The sequence below is a fragment of the Marivita sp. genome, from assembly GCF_017643905.1.
Lineage (GTDB): Bacteria > Pseudomonadota > Alphaproteobacteria > Rhodobacterales > Rhodobacteraceae > Marivita.
In genome coordinates this window covers 1-13,893 of record NZ_JAEPMO010000047.1, presented here as the reverse complement: position 1 = coordinate 13,893, position 13,893 = coordinate 1, and the positions used below count along the sequence as shown (strand labels likewise).

The 13,893-nt window shown below is 59.6% G+C and carries 13 protein-coding genes and 1 pseudogene; 11 read left to right on the top strand and 3 right to left on the bottom strand.

Going from position 1 to position 13,893, the window contains the following annotated elements; translation table 11 throughout:
• The first annotated feature begins 2 nt into the window (after positions 1 to 2).
• From JJ869_RS09375 to JJ869_RS09355, 5 genes and pseudogenes are all read left to right on the top strand, one after another.
• Positions 3 to 1,295, top strand: a complete 1,293-nt coding sequence (locus JJ869_RS09375; protein WP_292266457.1) for a glutamine synthetase family protein — start codon at positions 3 to 5, stop codon at positions 1,293 to 1,295.
• Between the two features lies 1 nt (position 1,296).
• Positions 1,297 to 2,007: a type 1 glutamine amidotransferase gene (locus JJ869_RS09370; RefSeq protein WP_292266455.1), complete on the top strand. Its 711-nt coding sequence runs from the start codon at positions 1,297 to 1,299 to the stop codon at positions 2,005 to 2,007.
• Between the two features lies 1 nt (position 2,008).
• On the top strand, positions 2,009 to 2,815 hold the full coding sequence (locus JJ869_RS09365) for an IclR family transcriptional regulator (RefSeq protein WP_292266453.1): 807 nt from the start codon (positions 2,009 to 2,011) through the stop codon (positions 2,813 to 2,815).
• Positions 2,816 to 2,841: 26 nt separating this feature from the next.
• Positions 2,842 to 4,187: pseudogene (locus JJ869_RS09360) on the top strand (aspartate aminotransferase family protein).
• Positions 4,188 to 4,198: 11 nt separating this feature from the next.
• On the top strand, positions 4,199 to 5,059 hold the full coding sequence (locus JJ869_RS09355) for an MBL fold metallo-hydrolase (protein WP_292266451.1): 861 nt from the start codon (positions 4,199 to 4,201) through the stop codon (positions 5,057 to 5,059).
• A 48-nt stretch (positions 5,060 to 5,107) separates the two neighbouring features.
• On the opposite strand, the gene JJ869_RS09350 is transcribed toward JJ869_RS09355, so the two are convergent.
• Positions 5,108 to 6,127: an NAD(P)-dependent alcohol dehydrogenase gene (locus JJ869_RS09350; protein ID WP_292266449.1), complete on the bottom strand. Its 1,020-nt coding sequence runs from the start codon at positions 6,125 to 6,127 to the stop codon at positions 5,108 to 5,110.
• A 77-nt stretch (positions 6,128 to 6,204) separates the two neighbouring features.
• A complete protein-coding gene (locus JJ869_RS09345; RefSeq protein WP_292266447.1) occupies positions 6,205 to 6,861 on the bottom strand; it encodes a GntR family transcriptional regulator in 657 nt (218 codons plus the stop codon).
• 134 nt (positions 6,862 to 6,995) lie between these two features.
• Between JJ869_RS09345 and dctP the strand changes: the two genes are divergently transcribed.
• The 5 genes from dctP to JJ869_RS09320 all read left to right on the top strand — a co-directional run bounded on the left by dctP (position 6,996) and on the right by JJ869_RS09320 (position 12,694).
• Positions 6,996 to 7,982, top strand: a complete 987-nt coding sequence (dctP, locus tag JJ869_RS09340; RefSeq protein WP_292266446.1) for a TRAP transporter substrate-binding protein DctP — start codon at positions 6,996 to 6,998, stop codon at positions 7,980 to 7,982.
• Positions 7,983 to 8,047: 65 nt separating this feature from the next.
• Positions 8,048 to 8,596 carry a TRAP transporter small permease gene (locus JJ869_RS09335; protein WP_292266445.1) on the top strand — a complete coding sequence of 183 codons (549 nt, stop codon included), beginning with the start codon at positions 8,048 to 8,050 and terminating at the stop codon, positions 8,594 to 8,596.
• Positions 8,596 to 9,912 carry a TRAP transporter large permease gene (locus tag JJ869_RS09330; protein WP_292266443.1) on the top strand — a complete coding sequence of 439 codons (1,317 nt, stop codon included), beginning with the start codon at positions 8,596 to 8,598 and terminating at the stop codon, positions 9,910 to 9,912. Before JJ869_RS09335 ends, JJ869_RS09330 begins: the two co-directional genes overlap by 1 nt.
• Entirely contained in the window at positions 9,909 to 11,168 is a 1,260-nt protein-coding gene (locus tag JJ869_RS09325) for a malonyl-CoA decarboxylase (protein WP_292266489.1), read from the top strand. Before JJ869_RS09330 ends, JJ869_RS09325 begins: the two co-directional genes overlap by 4 nt.
• Positions 11,169 to 11,170: 2 nt before the next feature.
• Positions 11,171 to 12,694, top strand: coding sequence for a malonyl-CoA synthase (locus JJ869_RS09320; protein ID WP_292266435.1), 1,524 nt, complete (start codon positions 11,171 to 11,173; stop codon positions 12,692 to 12,694).
• 276 nt (positions 12,695 to 12,970) lie between these two features.
• Here JJ869_RS09320 and JJ869_RS09315 read toward each other — a convergent pair whose 3' ends face one another.
• The gene (locus JJ869_RS09315) at positions 12,971 to 13,390 is read right to left on the bottom strand and encodes a DUF3237 domain-containing protein (RefSeq protein WP_292266433.1); all 420 of its coding nucleotides are present in this window, start codon (positions 13,388 to 13,390) and stop codon (positions 12,971 to 12,973) included.
• A 106-nt stretch (positions 13,391 to 13,496) separates the two neighbouring features.
• Here JJ869_RS09315 and JJ869_RS09310 point away from each other — a divergent pair, with 106 nt between their 5' ends.
• A complete protein-coding gene (locus tag JJ869_RS09310) occupies positions 13,497 to 13,787 on the top strand; it encodes a LysR family transcriptional regulator (protein ID WP_292266430.1) in 291 nt (96 codons plus the stop codon).
• The last annotated feature ends 106 nt before the right edge of the window (positions 13,788 to 13,893 follow it).

Below are 13,893 nucleotides of genomic sequence, written 5' to 3'. Positions count from 1 at the left end.
TCATGTTCGACCGACTTCGCGCCCTGTTCTTCGATCACCTGTCAATTGGCCGGGGCAAGTACCTGCCCAAAAGCAAGATCGGCGATGGTTCCAGCCGTTTTTCGCGCGCTACGTTTGCCGTGCATTACGACCGTGACCTTTTGCTGGATGCGCCGCATGCGGGCGCGCGCGATGGCGCGCCCGACATGGAACTGCGCTGGAATGGCGCTGATATCCGCTCGGGTTGGGAACCGAACACGTCGGTTGTCCTTGGGGACTTGTATGACAATGACGGCGCGCCCTTGCCGCTGTGTCCCCGAGGGGCTCTGAAACGCGCCGTTGCGGATTGGCAGGCGCACGGGCTGACACCCAAACTGGGGATCGAGCTTGAGGCCTATGCCCTTCAGGGCGGTGAAGACGGACGCCTGCGCCCCTATGATGCGCCCGGCGGTGTGGTGTATGGCACCGGCCCCTTTGCCGATCCGATGCGGATCAATGACGTGATCTGGAACAAGGCCCATGAGGTGGGCTTCAAGCTGGACCTGATCACTGCTGAATATGACAGCCCACAGTTTGAATACACGCTCAGCTTCGACGATGCGCTGGCCGCGGTCGATGACGTTGTCCTGTTCCGCCAGATGGCGCGTGAGATCGCGCTGGATCACGGTGTGGTGCTGACCTTCTTGCCAAAGCCGATCTCCATGGCAGGTGGATCGGGCATGCATATCAACTTTTCGTTCTGGGATGCTGCTGGCCAGAACGCACTGGCCACCGGCGAAAAAGGCGGACCGGAGCACCTGAACGACCTGTCGCGGGGGTGTCTTGCGGGTTTGGTGCATCACCACAAGGGTCTGGCTGGGCTGATTGCACCCACGACCGGGTCCTATAACCGCCTGCAGCCATCTTCCATGTCAGGCTACTGGCAGAACTGGGGCGGTGATCATCGGGGCGTGACCACGCGGGTCTCCGGTGAAGGCGGGAAAAAGGCGCGATTGGAGCACCGCATGGCCGATGCCAGCGCGAACCCCTACACCGCCGCTGCCGCCGTTCTGCAAGCCGCCCGGCTCGGCTTCGAGGCAAAGCTGTCACTGCCCCCAATGGAGACCGGAGACGGCTTTGACAAAGTGGATGCAAAGGTCGGCACGGCCCAAAACCTCCGGGCCGCGATCCGGGATCTTGAGGCTGACCGCGCGCTTGTGGATGCGGTCGGGCGCCAACTGGTGGAGAACCACGCTTTCATGAAAGAACGCGAGTTCCGCAAGACCCGCGACATGGAGCATGACGCGCTTCTCGATTTCTACGTCTGGTTTATCTGACATGAAGCTGGCCACCCTCGTCACGAACACCGATTTCAGCGACTTTGCCAAGGCACGGCCCCTAGACGATGCGAAATTCGCGGCGCTGATTGCAGAGGTGCGCCCAGAATGGACGGTGGAGGCATTCTGGGTCTGCAAAGGAGACTTCCCTGAGGAGCTGTCGGTCTTCGACGGGATCATGGTCACCGGCAGTCCGGCCTCGGTTAATGATGCAGAACCCTGGATCGACCAGTTGCAAGTCATGCTGCGGGGGGTGGTGACGGAGGGCCAACCGCTCTTCGGCGCGTGCTTTGGGCACCAGATCATCGCCAAGGCGCTTGGGTCTCAAGTGATCCGCAACCCCGATGGCTGGGCTCATGGTCTGCTCGATGTGATCCGCGTGGGCGACACGCCGTGGTCCGGTCCAGACCAGAGATTGCGGCTCTATGGGTCACATGTCGAGCAGGTCGATACGTTGCCGAAAAACGCCAAACGGATCTTCGAAAGCCCAGGTTGCCCGATCGCCGGATTTTCCATCGGCAAGACCGTGTTTACCATCCAGCACCATCCCGAGATGTCGCCCGACTTCTTTACCGATCTGGTCTCGGAATATGCGAGCTACGTAGGACCAGAGGTGACAAAGGTCGCCCGCGCATCTCTCGTTGGTCAGACTGCGGATGGTCGTGTGTTCGCCTCGGAGGTCGCAAGTTTTTTTGAGCAAGCGAGGCGCTGAAATGGGAACGATCACCAAGGCTCTGGACCTTCTCAATTTGTTTTCCGCTACCCAGCCGGAGATCGGGCTTGGTGAATTCGTGCGTCTGTCGGGGCGGGACAAGGCAACAGTCCATCGGCACCTGACCGAATTGGCCGAGAACGGCTATCTCGAACAGGATTCTGAAAGCCGCGCCTATCGGCTGGGGCCCGCGGTCTTGCCTCTGGCGGCCTTGCGCGAGACTCTCTTTCCGACGCGCAAGATCCTGTCTCGCATCGTCGTCGAACTTTCTCAGAAGGTCGGCGAACTTACGCATGCAAGTCTGTTGCAAAGTAATGCAATGTCGCCGTTGGTTCACGCAGACCCCTGCGTTCATGGCGTGCAGGTACATTTCGACATCGCCGAGATGTTGCCGCTGCACGCCACCTCGTCGGGGCTCGCCGCACTCGCCTTCAGCTCCAAAGAATTCCAGGAGCAGTTCCTTTCCGGCGAATTGACCCGTTTCACGGACAGCACCTTCACCGACCCGGACGTGCTGCGCCGCGCGCTTCACGACGCCCGAAGCTACGGTGTTGCAACCCTGACTGCGGCGTTCGACGATGGGGTAAGCTCGGTCGGCGCGCCGCTCTTTGGTCCGGGTGGTCGGATCGTCGGCTCGCTTTCCGTCGCCATTCCGTCGATACGCGTCACGCCCGAAAACCTGCGCCCCTTCGCGGTCGCCGTCCTGGCCTATGCCGAACAGGCAAGCATTGCCCTTGGCGGACGGTTCCCCAAGAATTTGACGCCAATTCCAAACGATTGGCCGATTGCCGCATTGCAGGTTGATTGAACATCCAGATGAACGGAGCACGTCTCATGAAAGACTCAAACTTCCTCAAGGAAAACAATGGACGGTTGTTCTGGCACCCCATGACGTCTCCAATGACAGCCTCGACAACCCGCCCAAGATCATCACCGGGGCGTCGGGGGTGCGGCTGACGGATCTGGACGGGCATGCGGTGATTGATGCGGTCGGCGGACTTTGGAATGTCAATCTCGGCTATTCCTGTCAGCCGGTGAAAGACGCCATCGCAGCGCAGTTGGAGACCTTGCCGTATTATTCCACCTTTCGCGGCTCATCGAACGATGTCGCCATCGAACTGGCCTATGAACTGAATGCGTTCTTTGCCCCGGATGGGATGACGCGTGCCTTCTTCACTTCGGGTGGTTCGGACTCGGTGGAAACGGCGCTGCGCCTTGCCCGCCAGTACCACAAGCTGAAGGGCGAACCGGGCCGAACCAAGTTTCTGAGCCTCAAGAAAGGGTATCACGGCACCCATTTCGGCGGTGCCAGCGTCAACGGAAACGCCAATTTCCGCACCGCGTATGAACCGCTGATGCCCGGCTGCTTCCATCTGCCCGCACCTTATACGTATCGCAATCCCTTCAACGAAACCGACCCCGAGCGTCTGGCTCAGCTTTGCGCCGCTGCCCTTGAGGACGAAATTGCATTTCAGGGGGCGAACACCATTGCCGCGATGATCATGGAGCCGGTGCTGGGTGCCGGAGGGGTGATCCCGCCGCATGAAAGCTTTATGCCGATGGTGCGCGAGATCTGCACACGGCACGGAATCTTGTTGATCAGCGACGAAGTCATCACTGCCTACGGGCGCACCGCGGCATGGTCGGGAGCACGGCTCTGGGGCATTCAGCCCGATATGATGGCGACCGCCAAGGCGATCACCAACGGCTATTTCCCCTATGGGGCGGTGATGATCGGCGGACATGTCCAGGAGGTGTTCGAGAATAACCCCGCGGCCAAGATCGGCCACGGCTATACCTATTCCGGTCATCCCGTTGGCGCAGCGGCAGACTTGGCCTGCCTTGCTGAAACGCAAAGACTGAACGTGGTCGAAAACGCCGCTGCGCGGGGCACGCAGCTTTTCGAGGGGTGTATGGCCCTGAAAGCCAAATATGACATCGTTGGGGACGTGCGCGGTGGACATGGCCTGATGACCGCGATTGAACTGGTCAGCGACCGCGCAACCAAAACGCCGCTCGGCGCCGAGGCCACCCAGATCATTCAGGAAACGGCCTATCAGCATGGCACGATGATCCGGATCTCCGGTCCGAACATCATCTTGTCGCCGCCGCTGGTGCTGACCGAAGCGGAGGCATCAGCGATCCTTTCGGCGCTCGACGCTGGTCTTGCGGCCGTCTGAGGGCCAGTCGTATGTCCGACAATTACGTGGTTCTGCTTGGCACCAAGGGTGGTCCTGCGATCAGAACGGGGTCGTCCATGCCGACCTCGAACCTCTATCATCTGGGCGGGCGAGACATCGTCGTCGATTGCGGCCTTGGGGTGACGAAAGGGCTGGTGGATCAGGGCTTTGCCCTCAAGGACCTGTCCCTGATTTTTATCACCCACCTGCATTCGGACCATTTTCTGGAACTGGGTCCGCTCATTCACACGGCGTGGGTGGCGGGTCTGAAAACCCCGGTCGAGGTGTATGGCCCGCCCGGGCTAGATGCCTGTTGGAATGGCTTTCTTGCGTCGATGAAATGCGACATCGACCTGCGCATCGAGGATGAAGGTCGGCCTGACCTTGCTGCTCTCGTCTCGATTCATCCAATTTCCGAAGGCGTCTTCTTTGAACAGGGCGGCCTCACCGTTTCGGCCATCCGGACCGTCCACCCGCCACACGTGGATTGCTTTGCCCTGTCGTTTCGCACAAATGAGGTCCATGTCGTGTGCTCGGGCGGCACCGCACCGTTTGACGCGATGTCAGACTTCGCGCGCGGTGCAGACCTTCTGGTGCATGAAGCCATGCTGGAGGCCGCGTTGCCGGCGCTTCTTGAGCGGGTCGGGAACGGAAGCGACAAACTCTACGAGCATTGGCTTCGATCCCACACATTCGCCCATTACGCGGCGCGCATCGCGGCGGAAGCGGGGGTGAAGCGACTTGCCTTGTCACATCTGATCCCCTCCGACGACCCGACCTTCACAAAGGAGGACTGGGACGCCGCGACCTCAGAATATGCCGGGGAACTGAGCGTTTTGATCGGCTTTGATGGATTGCAAATTCACCTCTGAGGTGGGTGGCCGTGAGACGTGCGATTATCCCGTGGTTTCATGGCCTTCCTAGGACAGATCTATTGTAATCTTGCCGATGTGACCACGACTTGCCTGACGCTTCAGAGCTTCGCCGACTTGATCCATCGAAAAACGGGCCTCGTCGAGAATTGGCTTCAATCCATGAGCATCGATGGCAGAGATCGCCTCTTCAAGGTTGGTGCGAGACCCCGTGGCGATCCCCTGCACACGAATACAGCCGCCAATGAGTTTGCCGATATCGGCAGGTGCCTGTTTGGCACCCAGAAACCCGATCACGCCGACAAACCCATTAAAGGCCATGGACTGCAAGGTCTGGGGCAGGGTGGAGCCCACGGTTTCAATGGCGATATCAACGCCACCACCGCTGATGTCCCGAACGACAGGGGCCCAATCCGGGGTATCTTGGTAATTCACGACCGCGTCCGCGCCCAGGGTGGATAGCAAATCCGCCTTTTCCTGAGAGGACGTCAATGCCACGACGGATGCCCCTGCGAGTTTTGCGAATTGCAGAGCAAAAAGTGCAACGCCGCCTGTCCCCATTGTGAGGACCCATTGCCCGGGCCGTGCGCCCGCTTGTTTGAGCGTGGTCCACGCTGTGAGGGCTGCGATAGGCAGGGTGCTTGCCTCGCGATCGGACAGGGTTGAGGGCGCATGCACCGCATTGTCTTCAGATACTGCGATCATTTCTCGGGCGACTCCGTCGAAGGGGCCACCGAGCGTTCGCGCGGTACGCTGCTCAAGTGTTGCGGGTCCGTTCGTCCAGCCCCGTGTGTAGACGGGCAGGGCACGGTCACCCACTTTGAACCGGGTCACCCCGTCGCCGATTGAAACGACTTCGCCGCAGCCATCAGAGAGTGGGACAATCGGAAGGGCCATGTCGGGTCTGTACGTTCCGTCGACAACGACCACGTCGCGGTAATTCACCGATGCCGACGTTAACCGAATAACAATCTCATTTGGACTTGGCTCGGGAACCGTGCGCTCTGTCAACATGAGGTGCTGTGCACCAAACTTCGGAAGTGTGACGGCTCGGTAAGTCTTGCTCATGAGCTTATTCTTTCAGTGGTTGGACAGGAGGCAGCTATGGCCGTGATCGCGATACGGCTGCGCACGGCCCGAAATCTTTATTCTGCAGCCGGTTTGAGGCTGGCCATAAGGTGATGAAACTTTTCGCCCTGAACGGCGATATGCGCGCGCATCACATTTGCAGCTGTTTCACCGTCCCCGTTTTCGAGTGCGGCCACTATCGCCTTATGCTCTGACATGGATTGCCGCAGTCGCCCCCGGAGTTGTAGCTGCAATCGCCGGAATGGTTGGAGCCGACGATGCAGACGAAAGCATTCCTGCTCGAGGAAGCTGTTGCCGGATTGGCGGTACAACAGCGCGTGGAACCGTTCGTTTTCGCGGAAATAGCCGTTGGCATCATTGGCCTCGACCGCAGCATCGCAAAGCGCGTTTGTGTCGTGCAGCTTTTGCAAAGCCGCGTCCGAAATACGTGTTGCGGCAAGTCTCGCACAGACCGCTTCCAATTCGGCCATAACCTCGAACATCTCGATCAGTTCGACCGGTCCGGGTTGGCGCACAAACACGCCGCGTCTGGGCAACTGCTCGACAAGGCCGGACTGCGCAAGTCGCTGTAGTGCTTCGCGAATTGGCGTGCGGGATACGTCAAAGCGACTGGCCAACTGCACTTCGTCCAGTCGTTCACCATCGGCGAGGGTGCCGTCAAAAATCAGCCCTTCTATCTCGTCGGCAATGATGTCAGATCGCTTTCTTTCCATGTTTTCGTCTGTATCCACAAGTAAGGTGGAATGCAAGATTGTTTGTCTTGTATACAAAAATATTGACTTCGAACACACCGCCGATACCTTGGTACACGGTTCCGAGGAGAATCGGGAGTTTTAGGGAGGATTCCATGAACAAGTTTTTTGCCACCGCAGCGGCTGCCGCTGCTCTGTTCGCGGGCGCGCTGAGTGCCAACGCAACAGAACTGCGCTTGTCCCATCAGTGGTCCGACAAGGACGTGCGCCATCAGGTTGCGCAGATCGTCGCCGACGAGGTCGCCGCAGCCGGTGTCGACCTCGATATCAAGATTTTTCCGACCGAGTCGCTGTTCAAAGCACGCGAGCAATACACGCCCCTGTCGCGTGGTCAGCTCGACATGACGGTGCTGCCGCTGTCCTATGCCGGTGGTCAGCAGCCCGCCTACAACCTCACTCTGATGCCGGGTCTGGTGAAGAACCACGACCACGCTGCGCGCCTGTCCGACAGCCCCTTCATGACCGCTCTGGAAGAGAAGATGGCCGAAGACGACGTGATGGTGCTGGTGCACGGCTATCTCGCCGGAGGCTTCGCTGCCAAAGACAAGTGCATTCGCAAACCCGAAGACATCGCAGGACTTCAGACCCGTGCCGCGGGCAAATCGTTCGAGCAGATGCTGGCCGGGGCAGGGGCGTCGATCGCCTCGATGGCCTCGTCCGAGGTCTATAACGCGATGCAGTCGGGCGTTCTGGATGCGGTCAACACGTCGTCCTCGTCCTTCGTGTCGTTCCGCCTTTACGAGCAGGTTGCTTGCTACACGCCCGCAGGCGAATTTGCGCTCTGGTTCATGTACCAGCCGCTTCTGATGAACAAATCTACCTTCGACGGCCTGAGTTCCGAACAGCAGGCTGCTCTGATGGCGGCTGCCGAAAAGGCCGAAGCCTTCTACCTTGAAGAGGCCAAGAAAGAAGATGCAGCATCAGTCGAGGCTTTCCGTGCTGCAAACGTGGAAATCGCCGAGATGACACAGGAAGACTTCGATGCGTGGCTGGCATTGGCCAAGGAGACGTCCTTCAAAGCCTTCGTCGAAGAGCTGCCGGATGGGCAGGCTCTGCTGGATATGGCTATGGCTGTCGAGTGATGTGATCCGCCGGGGACGGCACCGCGCCGTCCCCGAACCTGTTTCGGAACTGACGCGAGGATGTCATGGCGACGCAACTCTCTGCTGCCCCGGCACGCACCGGCGGTAACCCCTTCCTGCGCATCGTGAACGGCATCTCGACCGTGGCGGGCTGGACCGCGGCGGCGATGATCCTGACTTCGGTGTTCATCACTTGCCAGATGATCTTCGTGCGCTTCGTTCTCAATCAGTCGACCGTCTGGCAGACCGAGGCGGTGATCTTTCTGATGGTCGCCTCGACGCTGATCGGGCTGCCTTACGTCCAGCGGATGCGGGGCCATGTGAATGTCGATCTCATCCCGTTGGCTTTGGCACCACGCCCGCGCTTCGCGCTCGCCTTGCTGACGCTTGGCCTGTCCATCGTCGTTGTCGCCGTGATGTTCTGGTATGCCTATGATTTCTGGCACCTTGCGTGGGCGCGCGGTTGGAAGTCCGAAACCGTCTGGGCCGTGCGGCTCTGGATTCCCTATCTGGCTCTACCCGTGGGGTTCGGCCTGTTTCTGCTGCAACTGATCGCCGACTTCGCGGCGCTGCTGATCGGTGCCGACAAACCCTTTGGACTGGAGAATAGCTGATGGATCCGCTTGTCCTCGGCGCTTTTGTCGCCATCGCAACCATCGTGGTCCTGTTCTCGGGCGTGTCCGTCGCGCTGGGGCTGGTCATCGTCTCCGCCGGTTTTCTGATCGTCTTCGACGGCATGCGGTCGCTCGAACTGCTGCCCGAGATCATGTTCGGCAAACTGAACTCCTTTGCCCTGCTGTCGATCCCGATGTTCATCATCATGGGCGCCGCCATTGCCTCTACAAGAGCGGGCGCAGACCTCTACGAGGCGCTTGAACGCTGGCTGACCCGCGTGCCCGGCGGTCTCGTGATTTCCAACCTCGGAGCCTGTGCGCTTTTCTCGGCGATGTCGGGGTCGAGCCCCGCGACCTGTGCCGCCATCGGCAAGATGGGCATTCCCGAGATGCGCAAACGCGGCTATCCCGATGCGGTTGCCGCCGGGTCCATCGCCGCCGGCGGCACTTTGGGCATTCTGATCCCGCCCTCCGTGACGATGATCGTCTATGGGATTGCGACCGAAACCTCGATTGGTCGCCTGTTTCTGGCAGGGGTCATTCCGGGGCTTCTGTTGGTGGCACTGTTCATGGCGTGGTCGCTTTATTCGACCTGGCGGTCCGGCGACGCCTCTGTCCTTACGGCGACGCCCTATACCTGGCGGCAAAAGTTCGAGATCCTGCCGCGCGTCTTGCCGTTTCTCATGATCATCGTCGGTGTACTCTACGCCATGTATGGCGGGATCGCGACGCCGTCAGAGACGGCGGCCGTGGGTGCCCTGATGTGCCTTCTGATCGCGATGATCATCTACAAGCTGTGGAGCCCCAAGGCCCTGTGGGTTGTCCTGCGGGACAGCACGCGGGAATCCGTGATGATCCTGTTCATCATCGGCGCGGCGGGCGTTTTCAGCTACATGCTCAGCTCGCTTTTCATCACGCAATCCATCGCCGAATGGATCGGAACGCTGGATGTGAACCGTTGGGTGCTCATGTTCGCAATCAACATCTTCCTGTTGGTCGCGGGTTTCTTCCTGCCGCCCGTAGCCGTGATCCTGATGGCCGCACCGATCCTGCTGCCCATCATTCTTGCCGCAGGGTTCGATCCGATCTGGTTCGCGGTGATCCTGACGATCAATATGGAAATTGGACTGATTTCACCGCCAGTCGGACTAAACCTTTACGTCATCAACGGCATCGCGCCCGACATCAAGCTCAAGACCATCCTTGTCGGATCGCTGCCCTATGTCGGCTGCATGGTGCTCGCGATCATTCTGCTGTGCCTGTTCCCCGGGATTGTAACATGGCTCCCGGACCTGATCATGGGCCCTGCGATATGACGCTGTTCGCCGACCTTCTTTCGACGGTGTTCGAGCGGCGATACAGACCCTGGGGTCCGGTGCGCCGAGACAGCCGACCGGTGACGGCGCTGGTCGCCGACCTTATGGGCGGCGCGGGCGAAGTGACGGGGGCGGGACTCGCGCGGCAAATCATCGACCGTTACGGAGAGATGGACGATGACGCAAAGCTGGACTTCTTCCGGCACATCGCGACCAACCTCGCGATTGTCCCATCTGCCCTGCGTGCGGCGCTTGACGCCTATGAGGCCGAAGGTCAGTCAAAGGCGACCTATCGCGCGGTGATGGCCGCGTCCGAACCGCCGAGGCAGGAGTTGATCCGCCGTCTGAACCAGGTGCCGGGCGCAACGAAGTCGCTGGTCCGGATGCGCGCCGACCTGTTGCGGCTGGCACGGGGCGACGAAGCGCTTCAGGCCCTCGATCTCGATTTGCGGCACCTCTTTGCAAGCTGGTTCAACCGGGGCTTCCTTGTTCTGCGGCGGATCAGTTGGGAAAGCCCCGCAGACATCCTCGAAAAGATCATCGCCTACGAAGCTGTCCATGCAATCGACAGCTGGGATGACCTGCGCCGGCGTCTGCAGCCCAAGGATCGGCGCTGCTTTGCATTTTTTCACCCGGCCATGCCGGATGAGCCGCTGATCTTTGTCGAGGTCGCGTTGACCCGTGGGATTGCGGGATCGGTTCAGGCCTTACTCTCGGAAAACCGGGATGTGTTGCTTGCGCAGGATGCGGACACGGCGGTGTTCTACTCCATCTCGAACTGTCAGGCGGGGCTTGCCGGTATTTCATTTGGCAACATGCTGATCAAACAGGTGGCCGCGGATCTGGCAGCCGAGCTTCCCGGTCTGAAGACCTTCATCACTCTGTCGCCTATTCCGGGATTTAACTCTTGGCTGTCGCAGCAGCATCCGCAGGCAAGCAAGCCAGACGGCGAAACCTTGCGTGCACTGGCCGCGCACTACCTCGCCGAAGCCAAGCGCCCTGATGGCATGCCGCTCGATCCGGTCGCACGGTTTCATCTGGGCAACGGCGCGCAACTGCATGATGTGCACCTGAACGCGGACACGTCGCCCAACGGGGTGCGCCAATCACTCGGTGTAATGGTGAACTATCACTACGATCTCAAGAAGGTGGCTGAAAACCACGAACGTTTTGCAACCTCGCAAACGGTTGCGATGTCCTCCGGCTTCCGGTCGCTTTCGGCAAATGCCACCAAACTATTGTCTGAGGAGGCGTAACCATGCCCAACCCTCTTTATGATGCACTCTTCGGCATTCACGCCGGAAAGACGACGCCCTTCCTGCATCTGCTGGATGGGTCGGTCATCAGCCATCAGGACTTCCTTGAACGGGCAGCACGCATCGCGCATGTCCTGACGGAAATCGGGCTGGAACCGGGGGACCGTTTGGCCGCTCAGGTGCAGAAATCAACCGAAGCGCTCGCGCTATATGCTGCCTGTGTGCAGGCCGGGGTCATCTTCCTGCCGCTGAACACGGCCTACACGGCCGACGAGGTCACCTACTTCATCGAGAACAGCGGCGCGCGGTGTGTCGTCTGCGACGGCAAGAGTGCCGATGACCTCAAGCCAATCGCGGATCGTCTGGGTGCGCGGCTCGAAACGATGAACGCCGATGGCGGGGGAAGCCTGACCGATCAGGCTGCGAGCATGCCTGCGTCGTTCGACAAAGTGCCGCGCGCGTCCGATGATCTGGCGGCGTTCCTCTACACGTCAGGCACGACGGGCCGGTCCAAGGGCGCGATGCTCACGCAGGACAACCTTCTGTCGAACGCGCTGACCTTGGGCGACTTCTGGAAATTCACGTCTGACGATGTGCTTTTGCACGCCTTGCCGATCTTCCACACGCATGGGCTTTTCGTGGCAACCAACGTCATTCTGGGAACCGGCGGATCGATGATCTTCCTGCCGAAATTCGATCTCGATGCCATGATCGATCTCATGCCGAAGGCGACCACGATGATGGGGGTGCCCACCTTCTACACACGTCTGCTCGATGACGCGCGCTTCACCAAGGACCTCACAGCGCATATGCGTCTTTTCGTGTCCGGCAGCGCGCCGCTTTTGGCGGAAACCCATGTCCAGTTCGAAAAGCGCACGGGGCACCGCATTCTCGAACGCTACGGCATGACGGAAACCAACATGAACACCTCGAACCCGTATGACGGGGACCGCCGCGCCGGGACAGTTGGTTTTCCGCTTCCGGGTGTGGAGCTCAAGATCACCGATCCTGCTACGGGCAAAACGCTGCCGCAAGGCGAGGTCGGCCAGATCGAAGTCCGCGGTCCCAATGTCTTCAAGGGCTATTGGCAGATGCCGGAAAAAACCGCCGCCGAATTGCGCGAGGACGGGTTCTTCATCACCGGTGATTTGGGCAAGCTTGATGACGACGGCTATGTGCACATCGTTGGACGGAACAAGGACCTTATCATCTCGGGCGGCTATAACATCTATCCCAAAGAGATCGAGTTGGTCCTCGACGAACAACCGGGTGTTCTCGAAAGCGCCGTCATCGGTGTCCCTCATGCGGACTTTGGCGAGACAGTCCTCGGTCTGATTGTTCCAGAACGCGGCGCGTCTCTAGATCTCGAAGCCATTGGCGAAGCTTGCAAAGCGTCACTTGCACGTTTCAAGCATCCCAGGAAACTGATCGAAGTCGAAGATTTGCCGCGCAATACAATGGGAAAAGTTCAAAAGAACGTCCTTCGCAACACATACCGGGACGTGTTCTTGCCGGTCGATACGTAGGCGTACAGACCGCTCACATTTCGACAGCGTGATTTCGCATCACCTCGCGCTTTCGCGCTTGGTCGTGTCAAAGACTAAGTGACTGCGCTTCGCATTTCACAACCCGAGTGTTCTGAGCACAGCTCCGCTGTTCGGTGCCCGCTTTCGCCTTTTTAAACCAAAAACATTAAATGTTTGGATGACATGAGCCCACGCGTGATGGGCCTCGGGCAACAGGATCAACAGGCAGGGCGAGCAAGGATCAATCCCGTGCCAGGCCTGAGCAAAATGCGCCACTCATGCGGCCAGCCAAGCGCCTATCACGACGCAAGCGCGGGCCGGGCGTGCCGAAGTCAACTTACCCAAAAGGATTCGGCGATTCAGCCAGTCGAACTTCCCAGCCTCCGCCGTCGCATCGATCACCGACATGGCATACCGGGTGGGCTGGACGGTTGGGTCCACGATCACGCGATTGCGCACGGTGATGATTGTGCCGTCCTCGCATTTCATCTTGTAGAGCGCGTCCAGCTCCTTGATCCCATCCGAACGCAAGAACTGTCGATCCGCACCGCCGGGGAGTACGGTTCCGTTCAGGCCTGCGCCTGCAGGACCGGCATGAAAGCGGCCCCCGGTGATAGGTACAAGAAAACGGTGTCCGCCACGCGCCGGTCCAAGGTCGATACCTTCGCCCACCTCGACCACGGCACGCCAGACCAATGAGAGTTCCGGTTTTTGGGGCTCCCTGACAGATACAGTTGCTAAGCGTTCCAAGATATAGGGATAAAATAATCATTGTGACTGAGTGATACGAAAAGGCGATATCATGCCCGCGCCCGATGCCAACATTCTGATGAACCGTCTCCTGCTCAAGGGCAAGGTCCGGCACATGTTGGTGCTTGTCCGCCTCATCGAATTGGGCAGCATGCGTCGCACGGCGACAGCGCTGAACATGGCCCAGCCTGCCGTGACTCAAATCGTGGCCGAGATGGAAGCATTGCTGGAGACTGAGCTTTTCTTCAGACATGCACGGGGGGTCGAACCGACCGAGGCGGCCAAAGACCTGCTTCCAGTAGCGCATCGTAAGCGGAGCGCTACCCCCACACTTACGGCCTAGCACCGGATCTGCGCTTCAGAGGCTTCTTTGGTTTGTGGGGAGTTTCTCGATGGGAGCTACAAGCGAGTTTCTTGCAAGGGTTTCGCGGCGGGGGGATGGCAAGCGT

Bases quoted from the DNA above. Each gene is read 5' to 3' on its own strand.
- JJ869_RS09320 (WP_292266435.1), top strand. From the start codon at position 11,171: ATGCCCAACCCTCTTTATGATGCACTCTTCGGCATTCACGCCGGAAAG.
- JJ869_RS09330 (WP_292266443.1), top strand. From the start codon at position 8,596: ATGGATCCGCTTGTCCTCGGCGCTTTTGTCGCCATCGCAACCATCGTG.
- JJ869_RS09325 (WP_292266489.1), top strand. From the start codon at position 9,909: ATGACGCTGTTCGCCGACCTTCTTTCGACGGTGTTCGAGCGGCGATAC.
- JJ869_RS09345 (WP_292266447.1), bottom strand. From the start codon at position 6,861: ATGGAAAGAAAGCGATCTGACATCATTGCCGACGAGATAGAAGGGCTG.
- dctP (WP_292266446.1), top strand. From the start codon at position 6,996: ATGAACAAGTTTTTTGCCACCGCAGCGGCTGCCGCTGCTCTGTTCGCG.
- JJ869_RS09355 (WP_292266451.1), top strand. From the start codon at position 4,199: ATGTCCGACAATTACGTGGTTCTGCTTGGCACCAAGGGTGGTCCTGCG.
- JJ869_RS09365 (WP_292266453.1), top strand. From the start codon at position 2,009: ATGGGAACGATCACCAAGGCTCTGGACCTTCTCAATTTGTTTTCCGCT.
- JJ869_RS09350 (WP_292266449.1), bottom strand. From the start codon at position 6,127: ATGAGCAAGACTTACCGAGCCGTCACACTTCCGAAGTTTGGTGCACAG.
- JJ869_RS09370 (WP_292266455.1), top strand. From the start codon at position 1,297: ATGAAGCTGGCCACCCTCGTCACGAACACCGATTTCAGCGACTTTGCC.
- JJ869_RS09310 (WP_292266430.1), top strand. From the start codon at position 13,497: ATGCCCGCGCCCGATGCCAACATTCTGATGAACCGTCTCCTGCTCAAG.
- JJ869_RS09335 (WP_292266445.1), top strand. From the start codon at position 8,048: ATGGCGACGCAACTCTCTGCTGCCCCGGCACGCACCGGCGGTAACCCC.
- JJ869_RS09375 (WP_292266457.1), top strand. From the start codon at position 3: ATGTTCGACCGACTTCGCGCCCTGTTCTTCGATCACCTGTCAATTGGC.